A 15,407-nucleotide genomic window follows, 5' to 3' on the forward strand; every position below is an offset into this window, starting at 1 on the left:
GCATCCTTGGATATCTTGGAGTGGGAGAGATGGACGAATGCAACTCCAATTGACAGATGAGCAACAGATGATGAAGAAAATGGTGCGGGATTTTTCCAAAAAGGAGATTGATCCATGGGTAGAATCCATGGATCAAGAGGATCGATTCCCCAAAGAAGCCGTCACTCAAATGGGAAGGCTGGGGTTGATGGGTATTCCTATTCCGGAGGCTTGGGGTGGAGGGGGAGCGGACTATCTCTCCTATATCCTCGCTCTGGAGGAGATCTCTCGGGTGAGTGCTACCGTAGGAGTGATCCTCGCAGTTCACACCTCAGTGGGAACCTACCCAATTCTCCAATATGGCACCCAGGCGCAGAAGGAAAAATATCTACACCCTCTAACGAGTGGTCAGTACCTGGGTGCCTTTGCCTTGACGGAGCCCCATGCGGGTTCAGATGCCAAGGGAATTCGCACTCGGGCAATACGCAAAGGGGATACCTATATCCTTGATGGAAGTAAGGTGTTTATCACAAATGCTGGAGCGGCCGATACCTATATCACCTTTGCAGTGACGGATCCATCACAGGGTTCTAAGGGGATCACGGCTTTTATTGTGGAGAAGAAGACACCAGGCTTTCATGTCGGAAAAAAAGAGAAAAAGATGGGCCTCGGAGGTTCTAACACGTGCTCCCTCAGCTTTGAGGAAGCAGAGGTACCCGTATCTCAGCGTTTAGGGGAAGAGGGGCAGGGATACGAAATTGCTCTTTCCAACCTTGCAGGGGGTCGCATCGGTATCGGTGCGCAAGCCCTTGGCATCGCCCAGGCAGCCCTTGATGCCGCGACGCTTTATGCGAAGGATCGGGAGCAGTTTGGGGGCCCGATTGGCCGATTACAGGGGATTCAGTATAAATTGGCGGACATGGCTACCAAGGTTGAGGCCGCACGGCTTCTGATCTACCGCGCGGCGACGCTCCGTGAAGCAGGGTTACCCTGTCGTCTGGAGTCTTCGATGGCGAAGATGTTTGCTTCTGATGTAGCAATGGCTGTGACAACGGAGGCTGTACAGATTTTTGGTGGGTACGGATATACGCGGGAATTCCCGGTGGAACGTCTATTCCGTGATGCGAAGATCACCCAAATTTATGAAGGAACCAACGAGATCCAACGAGTAGTGATTGCAGAAGACCTTCTACGCGGGTGAGCCAAGTGAACCCTCCTTGTTCCATGATGAGACAACAAGAGAACCTGCACAAATCAGTGGCTGAAAAAGGGGCGTTATAAAATGGATTTTCGTCTGAGTGAAGAACATGAAATGATGCGGAAGATGGTTCGAGACTTTGCCTTGAAAGAGGTAGCTCCCACTGCGGCGATTCGGGATGAAGAGGAGCGCTTTGACCGCTCGATCTTTGATAAGATGGGTACCCTTGGCCTAACCGGTATTCCCTGGGAAGAAAAATGGAGCGGTGCGGACTCTGATTTTTTAAGCTATGTGATCGCAGTAGAGGAACTTTCCCGGGTTTGTGGATCGATAGGGGTAACTCTCTCTGCTCACCTCTCCTTGGCAAGCTGGCCCTTGTGGAAGTTTGGCAACGAGGAGCAGAAGGAACGTTTCCTGAAGCCCCTGGCTGCGGGAAAGAAGATGGGTGCCTATGGATTGACCGAGCCAGGATCTGGTTCTGATTCCGCAAGGATGAAGACAACGGCTGTGCGTGATGGGGACCATTATATTTTAAATGGTAATAAGATCTTTATCACCAACGGTGGTGAAGCGGAGATCTATATCGTCTTCGCTGTGACCGATCATGCCCAAAAGCATCGCGGGATCACGGCCTTCATCGTAGAGAAGGATACACCGGGGTTTTCCATTGGGAAAAAGGAACAGAAGCTGGGGATTCGTTCCTCACCCACCACGGAAATTGTTTTTGAAGATTGCCGAGTTCCAGTAGAGAACCGTCTGGGTGATGAGGGGCAAGGGTTTAAAGTGGCGATGATGACCCTGGATGGTGGCCGAAATGGGATCGCAGCTCAAGCCGTCGGAATCGCTCAGGGTGCCTTGGATGCAGCTACTGCCTATGCGAAGGATCGGAAGCAGTTCGGACAACCTATCGGCAAGCTTCAGGCCATTCAATTTAAATTAGCCGATATGGCGACCCAGATTGAAGCGGCCCGTCTGTTAACCTACCAGGCAGCGTGGTTAGAGTCCCAGGGTCTTCCCTATGGGAAAGCCTCTGCGATGGCAAAATTGTACGCAGGGGATGCAGCGATGAATATCACCACGGAAGCGGTACAAGTCTTTGGTGGGTATGGTTATACCCGGGAGTATCCGGTGGAGCGATTTATGCGCGATGCGAAAATTACGCAGATCTATGAAGGCACCAATGAAATTCAACGGGTAGTCATTGCTAACTTTTTACTGAAGGACTAACGGTGAGCGAGGGAAGGAGGGGGTCTCCGTGCAGGAATGGGCAGAAGCGATCCGACGTGGTGACCGGCGCAAGGTGGCTCGTGCGATCAGTTGGATCGAAAATAGAGATGAGCGCCGAGAGCCCTTAATTGAAGCCCTTTTCCCTTATACGGGAAAAGCTTGCCTGATCGGGATTACGGGAGCCCCTGGGGCAGGTAAGAGCACCCTGGTGGATCGTCTAGTCAGTCAGGTACGCCGCCGCCAGGGGAAAAAGGTAGCCGTGATTGCTGTGGACCCGACGAGCCCCTTTACTGGGGGAGCGTTGCTTGGGGATCGTGTACGGATGACCCGCCATGCTCTCGATGAAGGGGTATTTATCCGCAGTATGGGTACGCGGGGTCACCTTGGGGGGTTAGCTCACGCGGCTAAGGAGGCTACCCGTGTGCTAGATGCGGCGGGGACAGATGTGATTTTTATCGAAACGGTGGGAGTAGGACAGTCTGAAATTGATATCATGCATCTGGCTGACACGGTTACTTTAGTTCTAACCCCAGGTAGTGGGGATGCTGTACAGGTTTTTAAAGCGGGCATTATGGAGACAGCGGACCTCTTTGTTATTAATAAGGCGGATATGGACGGGACAAAGAAGCTTGTCCATGACGTGGAAGAGATGCTTCATTTAGCTAAAAGCGAAGCACCCTGGCTCCCTCCCATCTGTGAGACCGTCAGTAAAGATGGGCGGGGTATCGAGGATTTGTGGGCAACGTTGGAGGCCCACGATGCTTACTTGAAGGAGAGTGGAGAATGGGAGAAGCGGCGTTTTGTCCGCTTGCGGCGTGAGGTTCAGGAGATTATGGGCGAGGAGCTCACGCGACGGCTGCAAGCACATGTGCGGGACCCCTGCTTTCAACGTGATCTGGATCGCGTACAGGCGCGGGAGCAAGTTCCCCATGAAGTTGCCCGGTGCTGGCTTGAACGGTTGGCAGGTAAAGGAGGGGATACCCCATGAAGAGTGATGAGAGTGGAATTCCTTCCTTGGTCAAAAATCAGCGCTTAGTACAGGAACGACGAAGGCAGATTATCCAAGGTGCTTTTAACCTGTTTGTCCGCAAGGGCTTCCACAAGACGACTACTCGGGAGATTGCTCGGGAGTGCGGTCTCTCCATTGGAACGATGTATGAATATATCCAGAGCAAAGAGGATGTCTTATATCTGGTCTGCGACCATATTCATACGGAGCTGGAGAGGCGCTTGCGTGAAGCGGTCACAGACATCTGTTCAGGAAAAGAGGGCCTTAAGCGAGCGGTGGCTGAGCACTTCCGCTTGATGGGAGAAATGAACGACTATGTGCTCCTCATTTATCAGGAGACCAAGTCCCTCTCCCAAGTAGCAAAAAAGCGCATCCTCGATAAGGAAAAGGAGATGACCGCTTTATTTGAGGGGATTCTCCAACGTGGGATTCAGGATGGAACCTTAGCCTTGGAGCCTTCATTTGTAAAATTGATGGCCCACAATATCATGGTTTTGGGGCAGATGTGGACTTTTCGTCGATGGGCTTTAGGAGGGCATTATACGCTGGAGGAATATACTCGCCGGCAGACCGCCCTCCTGTTGAGTGAGTGCACCCAAGAGGATCTGGGAGGCGAGTGAAATGACGAGCGAGATATATAAACCGCAGCACCCGGTAAGATTTGTAACAGCAGCCAGTCTCTTTGATGGTCATGATGCATCGATTAATTTATTCCGTCGTTTACTACAGGGGACGGGAGTGGAAGTGATTCATCTTGGCCACGATCGTTCTGTGGATCTCATCGTCGATGCGGCGATTCAGGAAGATGTACAGGGAATCGCTGTGTCCTCCTATCAGGGAGGACATATGGAATTCTTTAAATATATGGTGGATCGTCTTCGTGAACGAGGTGGCGGGCACATCAAGGTTTTTGCTGGGGGAGGGGGCGTGATCGTTCCCCGGGAAATTAAGGAGCTACATGAATATGGTGTAGCCCGTATCTTCTCCCCTGAGGATGGCCGCATGATGGGTCTACAAGGAATGATCAACCATATGGTGCAGGCCTGTGATTTCCCTACCGTGGAAGAGGTGACCTGGGAGGCAGAGAAAGCGATCACCGGTGATCCAGCGGCTGTTGCCCGCCTGATCACCCTAGCAGAAAAGGAACAAGAAACGGACTCTAAGGAAGATGTAGCGGCAACGCTGGCCGCTCACACTCTCCCAGGAGTCGAGGTGAAGCGGGTTCCTGTCGTCGGTTTAACCGGTACAGGTGGAGCAGGGAAAAGCTCCCTCACCGATGAGTGGGTGCGCCGCTTTCTCGCTGATTTTCCAGAGAAACGGGTTGCGATCCTTTCCATTGACCCTTCCAAACAACGCACAGGTGGTGCATTACTCGGAGACCGCATTCGGATGAATGCTGTTCATCACCCTCGTGTCTATATGCGGAGCCTTGCCACGAGGAAATTTCGCTCGGAGATCTCAGCGGCTACCAAGGATGCGATTGCCGTTCTGAAAAACGCCGGTTTTGACCTGGTGTTGGTAGAGACGAGTGGGATAGGGCAAGGGGATGCGGACATCATCGAAGTTAGCGATCTGGCGGTCTATGTGATGACCTCGGAATTTGGAGCTCCTTCTCAATTGGAAAAGATCGAGATGCTTGATTATGCAGATTTCGTCGCTATCAATAAATTTGATCGCAAGGGGTCTGAGGATGCTCTCCGGGACGTCAAAAAACAATACCGACGCAATCATAACCGCTTTGATGTTCCCGAGAATGAGCTCCCCGTCTTTGGAACGATGGCTAGTCGTTTTAATGATCCAGGGACGGATCGATTCTATCGCGCGGTCATCGATAAACTCTCGGAAAAATGTAATCTTGATTGGGAATCGAGTTGGGGAACAAGTGGGGAGGCCGAGGCGGTGTATATTATCCCGCCTGAGCGCACCCACTACCTCCGGGATATCGCATCTACCCTTCGTAAATATCGGGAGTACACCCAGGAACAATCCACCTTGGCCCGACGGTGGTTTCAGTTGCATGGGGTTCAGGAATTGTTGCAAGAAGAGGGAAGAACCAAGGAAGATGCCTCGTTAACCTCCTTGTCCGAAGTGGAAGATGCGATCAAGGAGGCGCTCGCTCCTGAATCGAAAAAAGCTCTCGCAGCCTGGCCCGAAATCCAAGAAGCCTATCGACAGGAAGAGCTCGTCGTCAACGTGCGAGATCGAGAGATTCGCACCCCTCTCTTTACTGAAACGCTGTCAGGTACCAAGATTCCTAAGGTTTCGTTACCACGCTACACGGACTGGGGAGATATTCTCCGTTGGCAGATGCAGGAGAATGTACCGGGTCGATTCCCTTTCACCGCTGGTGTCTTTCCATTGAAACGTGGGGATGAAGATCCTAAGCGGATGTTTGCCGGGGAGGGGACACCCGAACGTACTAATCGGCGGTTCCATTATCTTTCTGAAGGGGAGCCTGCTAAACGCCTCTCTACCGCCTTTGATAGTGTCACCCTCTACGGTCGTGATCCAGATGAACGGCCGGATATCTACGGGAAGATCGGTGAATCAGGGGTGAGCATCTGCACCCTAGAGGATATGAAGAAGCTGTACGCAGGCTTTGATCTGTGTGCTCCCTCTACCAGTGTATCGATGACGATCAATGGTCCCGCACCGATTATCCTGGCGATGTTCCTTAACACAGCGATGGATCAGCAGGTGGATAAATTCCGCGAAAAAGAAGAGCGGGAGCCCTCCTCCGAAGATTTACAGGAGATTCGTAGTAAGGCCTTGGCCTCGGTGCGTGGTACCGTGCAGGCGGATATCTTAAAGGAGGATCAGGGGCAGAACACCTGTATCTTCTCAACGGAATTTGCTCTGAAAATGATGGGGGATATTCAGCAATACTTTATTGACCATGGGGTAAGAAACTACTACTCGGTCAGTATCAGTGGCTATCATATTGCAGAAGCAGGAGCCAATCCCATCTCTCAGTTGGCTTTTACACTAGCCAATGCCTTCACCTATGTGGAATACTACCTTTCCCGGGGAATGAAGATCGACCAATTTGCACCCAACCTCTCCTTCTTCTTCTCCAATGGCTTGGATGCGGAGTATGCGGTAATCGGTCGAGTAGCGAGAAGGATATGGGCAGTTGTAATGAAGCGCCTCTATGGGGCCAATGAGCGTAGTCAAAAGTTGAAATATCACGTACAAACATCGGGTCGTAGTCTTCATGCCCAAGAAGTTAACTTCAACGACATTCGCACTACGCTCCAGGCGTTAATGGCCTTAAACGATCAATGTAACTCCCTCCATACCAACGCCTTTGATGAGGCGATCACCACTCCCACCGAGGATTCTGTACGACGGGCGATGGCCATTCAGATGATTATTACGAAGGAGTTGGGTCTTGCCAAAAACGAAAATTCCCTGCAGGGTTCCTTTATCATCGAGGAACTGACCGACCTGGTTGAGGAGGCCGTCCTCCAGGAGTTTGAACGGATCTCTGATCGGGGAGGCGTATTGGGTGCGATGGAAACCCAGTATCAGCGAGGAAAGATTCAAGAGGAGTCTCTTTACTACGAGACGAAGAAACACTCGGGTGAATTGCCGATCATCGGGGTGAACACCTTCCTCAAGGAAGGGGAAGTAGAAGAAGTAGAGTATGAGCTAACTCGTGCCACTACAGAGGAAAAAGAATCTCAAATTAAAAACCTTCGTGCTTTCCAAGAGCAGCATCAAGAGCAGGCAGAGAAAGCACTCCATCAGTTGCAGGAGACGGCTCGCCAAGGCGGCAATCTCTTCTCCGAACTGATAGAGGCAGTGAAGGTGGCTAGCCTTGGTCAAATTACGGAAGCCCTCTTTGATGTCGGGGGACAGTATCGTCGCAATATGTAGTTGGTGGTAAGTAGTAGATAAGACTCGCCTTGATATATATGGGCGGGTCTTATTAAGATAGGAAGGTACACTTTCAAGGCTGACAATTAACCAAAGTTTATTCTAGTGTGGCTAATTGATGGATCGCCGATCCCCATGGTCATTTGATCACATAGTTCCTCACCACGTGATTTTCGGACTATATTTGATTGCCATTCTCGAAATGTTTTTTTATCCTCCTTGGTTGACTTCATAGTCTATTTGGTTAAAATAGACATACAATCCCCGTGTACGTACCTAGATGGCGCGGTTTAACTACCCGCCCACTATGGAATTAGGAAGGAAGTGTCCTCATGTCTGACAATTTGGCTAAAGATCTCTCCACAGAGGAGATTCGTGAGACTGCCATGGTCGACCTGGCCTACGATATATTTAGTGAAAAAGGAGAACCGATCGTATTTCGCACATTGATGGATCAGATCTCCGAGATGAAAGGTTTTAGCAAGGGTCAATCGAACCACTATATGGCTCAATTGTATACGGAAATCAATATTGATGGCCGTTTTATTTGTGTGGGGAAAAGCTTGTGGGGCATACGTGCTTGGTATCCTACCGATCAGGCGACAGACTCCGCTGTCGCCCAAAATGTGAAGGATGATTATACCGATGAGGATGAGGACGAACTCTACGATGAGGACGCCCCCTTCAATGTGGATAATGAAGAAACCGAAGAAGACGATTTCGATGACGATGCAGCTGATTTCGACGAGGAAGAAGATGAAGAAGGCTTCGATGACGATGATGAAGAGGAACTGGATGAGGATGAAGATTGATTGTAAGTAATTTAATGAAAAGCGAAAAGAAGTATCTCACACGAGATACTTCTTTTGTTGTTTTACAAGTAGATAAGTATCTGGTGGTAGCCAGATAAGAAAGGAAACGGTATGAAATTAATTTTCCTGCGTCATGGTGAAGCTCAACATAATAGTAGTGAGCCAGAATCGTTTCAAATTACCCATCCCAAATTAACCCCAAAGGGGATTCAGCAAGCACTAAACTTACAAAAACATTTTCGTATCACTAACAATGATATCGTAGTAGTAAGTCCAACCTATAGAACACTTGAAACAGCAAACATATTTGCTAGAGAACATGCCTGTAGTAAATACCTATGTTATGCCATCGGACCTAGAATTTATCCTTATAGAGAAGGTTCAACAACCCTTCCTTGTGATAAAGTTATGAGTCGAAAGGAATTGATAGATTATATTACCGATGATAATTTTAAGGTTCTTATTGGTGATTTTTTTGATAATAAACTAGATTCAGTTAATCATGTATCAGAATATTTATATAAAAATATATCCCTAAATTTTATGGAATGGTGCCGTAGGCAAAAAGTAGAGCGTATTTTTATAGTATCACACGATGGGACCATTAATCATTTCAAGGAAATAATAATAAATAAAAAATTCACTCGAGATGATATGCTTAACGAAGGGGAATATATTAGTTTAGAAATATAGATTTTATGACATCTACTATTTAACATTTGATGAGAATAGGAAAGTGACAAAAAGAAAAGTAATACGTTTGGAGGTTCGTTGATGAATCAGCGTCTGCTTTCATTTTTAGTGGAGATTAGACCTGATAATATTGATGTCGATGTTGTATGGAGCTACATGATCATGTTTGTACAGGATGAAAATTTAACCATTCAACAGCTCATATATGAATATGATAGATACATTGCAGGAAAAATGTGTGGTTCACAAGGGATTGCCTTTATTAGCAAATGGGATGGAACGATGAGGGCAGGAGTAGGGATGAATAAAGAAACCTGTGATGAAACCCTCTTCCTTGATCACTGGAAAAGGGTGATAGATGAGTATGCAAAGAACTATGTGGATGATTAAGGTGAGTGGATTTCGTTAGAAATAAACGGAAATATATAATCATAAGCAAACTGACACCAACGCTTCAGTAGAATCACTTCAAGACAATATAGAAATATTCGATGCTTCTTTGAAAAGCAATATAACTGACGAAGAAAAAAATGAGTTTATAGAGTACTGCGCTTTAATTTACTTCCCCGTCATAGTCATACACCACTTTTATGGTTAAAAGAAGTGCAAGGTAAGATGAAAGATAGGCTTGATAGAGATCAATCCAATTTGTAAATACAGGTGTCTGTTTTTTGTAGTGTCACTTGGTAAGATAAAAAATGAATGCTCTTTTGCTGTTCTCGACAGCCCCTATTCTCTTGAAAAAATAATGTAGATCAGGAAATGATACTCAACAAGATCTAATCTTCGATTCATTTTTTAAGGTTGGTGGTTTGATGAGGACTTTTTCTCCTGCTTGACAAAGCCCTCTTCCGAGGATAAACTAAGCGATGGGCTAATGGAGTTTGTTCATTTTGGACAAGCTGAATCCGTGGTGTGTTCATCCGCGGATGAAAGTTATATGCAAAAGCGCCCCCTACTAATAGGGTGGCGCTTTTTTTCATTGTGAAACATTATTTGGGTACGATAATCAAAGGAGGGTCGATCCATGACCAAGTTTATCTTTGTTACTGGCGGTGTTGTCTCATCCCTTGGTAAAGGGATCACAGCGGCATCTCTAGGTCGGCTTTTAAAAAATCGAGGGCTGACAGTTACGATTCAAAAATTTGATCCCTACATTAACGTAGACCCGGGTACGATGAGCCCGTATCAGCATGGGGAAGTTTTTGTTACTGATGATGGGGCGGAGACGGACTTGGACCTGGGCCACTATGAGCGTTTTATCGATATTAACCTTTCGAAAAACTCCAATGTGACCACAGGAAAGGTGTACTCTTCTGTGATCAATAAGGAGCGTCGGGGAGATTATCTGGGTGGTACGGTTCAGGTGATTCCTCATATTACAAATGAGATTAAGGATCGTGTTTACCGTGCCGCACGGGAAACCCATCCAGATGTAGTGATTACTGAGATTGGTGGGACCGTGGGGGATATCGAAAGCCTTCCTTTCCTTGAATCCATCCGGCAGATTAAGAGCGAAGTGGGTCGTGACCGGGTGATGTATATTCATTGTACCTTGATTCCTGAGCTCTCTGCGACGAAAGAGCTGAAAACCAAGCCTACCCAGCATAGCGTTAAAGAATTACGTGGGATTGGGATTCAGCCCAATGTGATTGTTTGTCGTACGGAACATTCCCTGTCTGAAGATATGAAGCGGAAGCTGGCATTGTTCTGTGATATCGACTTTGAAGCGGTCATCGAGTGTAGAGATGCGGAGACCCTTTATGAGGTACCGTTGATGTTGCAAAAAGAAGGCCTGGATGAAATCGTAGTGAACCACCTCGGTCTAGGCGGAAGCGAACCAGATATGAGCGAGTGGATCGCTTTGGTAGATAAGGTGAAAAACCTTTCCGATACTATCAAAATTGCGATCGTGGGTAAATATGTGGCTCTTCATGATGCTTATATGAGTGTGGTGGAATCCCTTCGTCATGCTGGTTTCTACAACGATACGGATATAGAAATCATCTGGGTCAATGCTGAGGAAGTAACTGAGGAGAACGTAACAGAGTTGCTCACTGGTGCAGACGGTATTCTCGTTCCAGGTGGCTTTGGTGATCGTGGAATCGAAGGGAAAATTACGGCGGTACGCTTTGCTCGGGAACAACAGATCCCAATGCTGGGTATTTGTCTGGGAATGCAGGTGGCCACGATTGAAGGTGCCCGCAACTTGCTTGGCCTTGAGGGGGCAAACAGTTCTGAAATCGATCCTGAAACTGCCCATGCGTTTATTGACTTACTCCCTGAGCAAAAAGAGATCGAAGATCTTGGTGGAACGATGCGTCTTGGGTTATATCCTTGTAAACTGGAACCAGAGAGCCTTGCGCAAAAAGCATATGATACGGGACTTGTTTATGAACGACACCGTCATCGATATGAATTTAACAATGAATACCGTGAACAGCTGATTGAAGCTGGCTATCGTTTCTCAGGTACTTCCCCCGATGGTCGGCTTGTGGAGATAGTAGAACTCATCGACCATCCTTGGTTTGTAGGTTGTCAGTTTCATCCTGAATTCACTTCACGTCCAAACCGTCCGCAACCCTTGTTCCGGGATTTTGTCGCAGCTGCGTTAAATGAGCATCTAAAAGTTTCTCAAAAATGATTGATGGCTTTTTTCACCTCCATTTTGGAGGTGTTTTTTGTTGTGGTTTAAGGAAGCCCCGTAGGTTTGGGAGGATTCCTCACTAGGAAAGGACCGGTCATTTTGGAAGGCTTTTTCAGGTTGAGAGGAGGAATTCGCGGGGGACGTCCGAATTAGTTAAATGAAAGCAGTCCTTACGTGATGACCAAAGACCAAAATCTAGCCAGGTTCTCCTATAGAAAAAAAGAGGTGGAATTCTGGTGGTGGAGGAGGGGATTCCCATCGAAGCGGGTCGGGCTGAATCGCGGGAAAATGAAGGGGCAGTGTCGCTTTCCGAGAAAAAAGTCCTTGTTGTGGATGACCAGTTTGGGATTCGTGTATTACTGAAGGAAGTATTCAGTAGAGAGGGATTCCAGGTCTTACAAGCGGCGAATGGAAATGTAGCACTTGAGATCATACAGACGGAAGATCCGGATTTAATCCTTTTGGATATGAAAATGCCTGGAATGGATGGTTTGGAATTATTACGTCATTTACGGCAGGAAGGACTCTCTCCACGAGTCATTATGATGACTGCTTATGGGGAATTAGATATGGTGAAAGAAGCATCTAAACTAGGGGCTCTTGCCCACTTTACGAAACCATTTGATATTGAGGAGTTACGGGCGGAAGTTCTTCGTCAATTAGTTGCAGGTTAGGTGATCTACATCTGGGAGGGGACAACATGTTAGAGGCAAAACTTCGCCTTCGTATGAGCCAAGCGGATGCCCACTATGGAGGGGATTTAGTAGATGGTGCACGCATGACAACTCTTTTTGGAGACTTAGCAACTGAACTTTTAATCCGTCATGACGGGGATGAAGGATTATTTGTAGCCTATGATAATGTGCAATTTCTCGCACCTGTCTATGCAGGGGATTATATTGAGGCAACTGCGACGATCACTCGAGTGGGTAATACATCCAGAGGAATGTCGTTTAAAGCAGTGAAGGTGATCGAAGGGAATATCGACCCAGAGGCCCCCTCCGCTGCTCGTGTGCTGGATGAGCCTATCGAGGTAGCACGTGCATCTGGGACCTGCGTTGTGCCAAAAGAGAAACAACGTTTGCAAAAAAAGTGATAGCCAGTTTAGCCGATCTTATAGAGGCAGGAGCCCTATAGGTAGGAACGAAGTAACGTTATATAGGAAACTTTCCATGTCTGATCCATTTGCGTACAGGTGAAATTCGCCATTTCAGAGGCCTGACGGCCTCTTTTTTCATTAGCTAAAGAGTGGAGGGGCGAGTACATATGGAGAAATTAATGATTACAGCAGCCTTGGTAGGTGCGGAAGTGACACGAGAGGATACCCCTCATTTACCGATTACCCCCGAGGAAATTGCAGAACAAGCAGCAGAAGTATGCGAAGCAGGAGCCTCGATTGCCCACATCCATGTACGGGATCAGGAAGGACGCCCGAGTCAAAGTAGAGAGCTTTATGAAGAGACCCTGAATGAAATTGGAAAACGGTGCGATATTATCGTCCAGGTTTCCACAGGGGGAGCCGTGGGAATGACTCCTGAGGAACGATTGCAACCCGTTACCTTATCTCCAGAAATGGCCACATTGACTACTGGAACCGTCAATTTTGGGGATGTGGTTTTTCTTAATACCCCGTCTGATATTCGGAAGTTCGCAGCTGCTCTACAAAGATATCAAGTACGACCCGAATTTGAGATATTTGATACGGGGATGGTACAGACGGCTCTTGCCCTGGTAAAGGAAGGGTTGGTAACTGGACATCTTCATTTTGACTTTGTTTTAGGGGTACCTGGTGGGATTCCGGCTGATGCGCGAAATTTGCTCCTGCTTATCGATCAACTGCCAGAGGGTGCTACCTGGACGGTTGCTGCTGTAGGGCGGCATCAGTTGCCCATGGCTGCGTTAGGGATCACTTTGGGGGGGCACGTGCGCGTCGGGTTGGAGGATAATCTTTATTACCGCAAGGGAGAACTTGCGACCAATGGTTCCTTAGTCGCCCGCATTAAGCGATTAGCGGCGGAAATGGAACGACCGACAGCCTCTCCTACGGAAGCACGGAGGATTTTAGGATTGGATGAGAAATGAGTCTAAATGAGGAAAATATTGATAAATAAGCGAAATAAAGGCATTGGGGAGTAATTTTTTTTGTGAATTAAAGCATTAAAGATCATATTTTATTGTTAAACAGGGTAAAAGAGCAGTGTGGTCATTAATACGAAGTTTACACACTATGAAGATCGGAGAAACCTTCCAATTGCAGATGACTATCCGATTCAAAGGGTGAGTGATATAATGACTGAATGAGATGGCTTATCCCATTCCGTACCAGTTGATTTTGATGAGTGCGGGGTATGGAATAATATTTTCTTGAGGAGGATTTCCCAATGCCGTTAGTACCAATGACCGCGTTTCTCCCTCGCGCAAAAAAAGAAGGGTTTGCGGTTGGTCAGTTTAATATGAACAACCTTGAATTTGTACAGGGGATTGCAGCAGCAGCAAAAGAAGAGCAATCTCCTTTTATCTTTGGTGTTTCTGAAGGTGCGATGCGCTACATGGGGATCGACTATGTTGTAGCCATGGCTGAAATTGCGGCGAAAGAATCTGGTGTCCCTGTGGCACTCCATTTGGATCATGGTAGTAACTTTGATGTGGTGATGAAATGTATTCAAGCCGGCTTCTCCTCTGTAATGTTTGATGGCTCCCATCATCCTTACGAAGAGAACATCGTACTTACCAAGGAAGTTGTAAAAGCGGCCCATGCTGTTGGTGTTTCCGTTGAAGGAGAGCTTGGCACAATCGGCGGTGTAGAGGATGATCTAGTCGTTGAAGAAGCCGATGCAGCGATGGCAAAACCGGATGAAGCGATTCGGTTTTGGGAAGAGACGAAGGTAGATGCGCTAGCTATCGCTGTAGGTACTGCCCACGGGATGTACAAAGGGGAGCCTAAAATCCACTTTGACATTATCGATGAGGTAGCGAAACAAGTAGATGCACCAATCGTGCTACATGGTGGTAGTGGTGTGCCGGATCAGGCGATTCAGGAATCTATTCGCTTAGGTGTGGGCAAGATTAATGTTAACACCGAAAGCCAGGTCTCTTGTACGGCTATGATCCGCGAAAAACTGGGCAACGATCCTAGTATGATCGATCCTCGTAAATACCTCGGCCCTGGTCGTGATGCTATACAGCAAACGGTACAAGGAAAGATGCGTTTGTTCGGAAGTTCAGGTAAAGCTTGATTTCTTGATTGATTGGCGTTTTTTACTATCGTATTGAGGTGATTCTAATGAAATTTTTTATCGATACGGCTGACGTGCAAGAGATCAAAAAAGTACACTCCTGGGGAATCCTCTCTGGTGTTACCACCAATCCAAGCTTGGTTGCTAAGTCCGGACGGGAATTTACGGATGTACTAAAAGAGATTTGTGATATTGCCCACGATGTAGAATCGATTAGTGCCGAAGTGATGTCGGATGATGCAGAGGGAATGATTAAAGAAGCGGAACCCCTCGTAAAAATATCCGATATGATTACGGTGAAGGTACCGATGACTACAGAAGGGCTAAAAGCAGTGAACCATTTTGCTAAAAACGGGATTCGTACTAATGTGACACTCGTTTTTTCTGCAAACCAAGCCCTGATGGCGGCTCGGGCTGGGGCTTCATATGTGAGTCCTTTCCTTGGTCGTTTAGATGACATTAGCCATGATGGAATAGATTTAGTGGCACAGATCGCAAGAATCTTCGAACTGCATGATATCGATACAGAGATTATTGCGGCGAGTGTTCGTCATCCGCTTCACTTTACACAAGCAGCAGAAGTGGGTGCAGATATTGCGACATTGCCTTATAAAGTAATGGAGCAAATGATTAAACATCCCCTGACAGATCAAGGGATCGATAAGTTTAAACAAGACTGGGCCAAGGCAAATCAAGGATAACCTGACACAGTTTTTGTAGCAGAGGG

Annotated in this window: 14 protein-coding genes; all 14 read left to right on the top strand. The window is 47.4% G+C overall.

Annotated features, from left to right (window positions below; all coding sequences use genetic code 11):
- Positions 1–37: 37 nt before the first annotated feature.
- The 14 genes from BLV90_RS03770 to fsa all read left to right on the top strand — a co-directional run bounded on the left by BLV90_RS03770 (position 38) and on the right by fsa (position 15,381).
- Positions 38–1,180 (top strand): acyl-CoA dehydrogenase, encoded by a 1,143-nt coding sequence (locus tag BLV90_RS03770; RefSeq protein WP_091736427.1) that lies wholly within the window; start codon positions 38–40, stop codon positions 1,178–1,180.
- 81 nt (positions 1,181–1,261) lie between these two features.
- Entirely contained in the window at positions 1,262–2,404 is a 1,143-nt protein-coding gene (locus tag BLV90_RS03775; RefSeq protein ID WP_091736430.1) for an acyl-CoA dehydrogenase, read from the top strand.
- 28 nt (positions 2,405–2,432) lie between these two features.
- Positions 2,433–3,392, top strand: a complete 960-nt coding sequence (gene meaB, locus BLV90_RS03780) for a methylmalonyl Co-A mutase-associated GTPase MeaB (protein ID WP_091736433.1) — start codon at positions 2,433–2,435, stop codon at positions 3,390–3,392.
- Positions 3,389–4,033 (top strand): TetR/AcrR family transcriptional regulator, encoded by a 645-nt coding sequence (locus BLV90_RS03785; RefSeq protein ID WP_091736436.1) that lies wholly within the window; start codon positions 3,389–3,391, stop codon positions 4,031–4,033. Before meaB ends, BLV90_RS03785 begins: the two co-directional genes overlap by 4 nt.
- A 1-nt stretch (position 4,034) precedes the next feature.
- Complete coding sequence (gene icmF / locus BLV90_RS03790) at positions 4,035–7,292, top strand: fused isobutyryl-CoA mutase/GTPase IcmF (RefSeq protein ID WP_091736438.1); 3,258 nt, start codon at positions 4,035–4,037, stop codon at positions 7,290–7,292.
- Positions 7,293–7,624: 332 nt separating this feature from the next.
- Positions 7,625–8,104 (top strand): DNA-directed RNA polymerase subunit delta, encoded by a 480-nt coding sequence (gene rpoE / locus BLV90_RS03795; protein ID WP_091736441.1) that lies wholly within the window; start codon positions 7,625–7,627, stop codon positions 8,102–8,104.
- Between the two features lie 111 nt (positions 8,105–8,215).
- Complete coding sequence (locus tag BLV90_RS03800) at positions 8,216–8,797, top strand: phosphoglycerate mutase family protein (RefSeq protein WP_091736444.1); 582 nt, start codon at positions 8,216–8,218, stop codon at positions 8,795–8,797.
- Positions 8,798–8,878: 81 nt separating this feature from the next.
- Positions 8,879–9,187 (top strand): hypothetical protein, encoded by a 309-nt coding sequence (locus BLV90_RS03805; protein WP_091736447.1) that lies wholly within the window; start codon positions 8,879–8,881, stop codon positions 9,185–9,187.
- A gap of 637 nt (positions 9,188–9,824) precedes the next feature.
- Positions 9,825–11,441, top strand: coding sequence for a CTP synthase (locus BLV90_RS03810; RefSeq protein ID WP_091736450.1), 1,617 nt, complete (start codon positions 9,825–9,827; stop codon positions 11,439–11,441).
- A 302-nt stretch (positions 11,442–11,743) separates the two neighbouring features.
- A complete protein-coding gene (locus BLV90_RS03815) occupies positions 11,744–12,118 on the top strand; it encodes a response regulator (protein WP_091736997.1) in 375 nt (124 codons plus the stop codon).
- Between the two features lie 26 nt (positions 12,119–12,144).
- Positions 12,145–12,540 carry a 3-aminobutyryl-CoA ammonia lyase gene (kal, locus tag BLV90_RS03820; protein ID WP_091736452.1) on the top strand — a complete coding sequence of 132 codons (396 nt, stop codon included), beginning with the start codon at positions 12,145–12,147 and terminating at the stop codon, positions 12,538–12,540.
- Positions 12,541–12,710: 170 nt separating this feature from the next.
- Complete coding sequence (gene kce, locus BLV90_RS03825; protein ID WP_091736455.1) at positions 12,711–13,526, top strand: 3-keto-5-aminohexanoate cleavage enzyme; 816 nt, start codon at positions 12,711–12,713, stop codon at positions 13,524–13,526.
- 299 nt (positions 13,527–13,825) lie between these two features.
- Entirely contained in the window at positions 13,826–14,680 is an 855-nt protein-coding gene (gene fba, locus BLV90_RS03830) for a class II fructose-1,6-bisphosphate aldolase (RefSeq protein WP_091736458.1), read from the top strand.
- Between the two features lie 47 nt (positions 14,681–14,727).
- On the top strand, positions 14,728–15,381 hold the full coding sequence (fsa, locus tag BLV90_RS03835) for a fructose-6-phosphate aldolase (RefSeq protein WP_091736461.1): 654 nt from the start codon (positions 14,728–14,730) through the stop codon (positions 15,379–15,381).
- The last annotated feature ends 26 nt before the right edge of the window (positions 15,382–15,407 follow it).

This window comes from Marininema mesophilum, assembly GCF_900106775.1.
GTDB lineage: Bacteria > Bacillota > Bacilli > Thermoactinomycetales > DSM-45169 > Marininema > Marininema mesophilum.

Bases quoted from the DNA above. Each gene is read 5' to 3' on its own strand.
- BLV90_RS03770 (WP_091736427.1), top strand. From the start codon at position 38: ATGCAACTCCAATTGACAGATGAGCAACAGATGATGAAGAAAATGGTG.
- BLV90_RS03775 (WP_091736430.1), top strand. From the start codon at position 1,262: ATGGATTTTCGTCTGAGTGAAGAACATGAAATGATGCGGAAGATGGTT.
- BLV90_RS03785 (WP_091736436.1), top strand. From the start codon at position 3,389: ATGAAGAGTGATGAGAGTGGAATTCCTTCCTTGGTCAAAAATCAGCGC.
- icmF (WP_091736438.1), top strand. From the start codon at position 4,035: ATGACGAGCGAGATATATAAACCGCAGCACCCGGTAAGATTTGTAACA.
- rpoE (WP_091736441.1), top strand. From the start codon at position 7,625: ATGTCTGACAATTTGGCTAAAGATCTCTCCACAGAGGAGATTCGTGAG.
- BLV90_RS03800 (WP_091736444.1), top strand. From the start codon at position 8,216: ATGAAATTAATTTTCCTGCGTCATGGTGAAGCTCAACATAATAGTAGT.
- BLV90_RS03805 (WP_091736447.1), top strand. From the start codon at position 8,879: ATGAATCAGCGTCTGCTTTCATTTTTAGTGGAGATTAGACCTGATAAT.
- BLV90_RS03810 (WP_091736450.1), top strand. From the start codon at position 9,825: ATGACCAAGTTTATCTTTGTTACTGGCGGTGTTGTCTCATCCCTTGGT.
- kal (WP_091736452.1), top strand. From the start codon at position 12,145: ATGTTAGAGGCAAAACTTCGCCTTCGTATGAGCCAAGCGGATGCCCAC.
- kce (WP_091736455.1), top strand. From the start codon at position 12,711: ATGGAGAAATTAATGATTACAGCAGCCTTGGTAGGTGCGGAAGTGACA.
- fba (WP_091736458.1), top strand. From the start codon at position 13,826: ATGCCGTTAGTACCAATGACCGCGTTTCTCCCTCGCGCAAAAAAAGAA.
- fsa (WP_091736461.1), top strand. From the start codon at position 14,728: ATGAAATTTTTTATCGATACGGCTGACGTGCAAGAGATCAAAAAAGTA.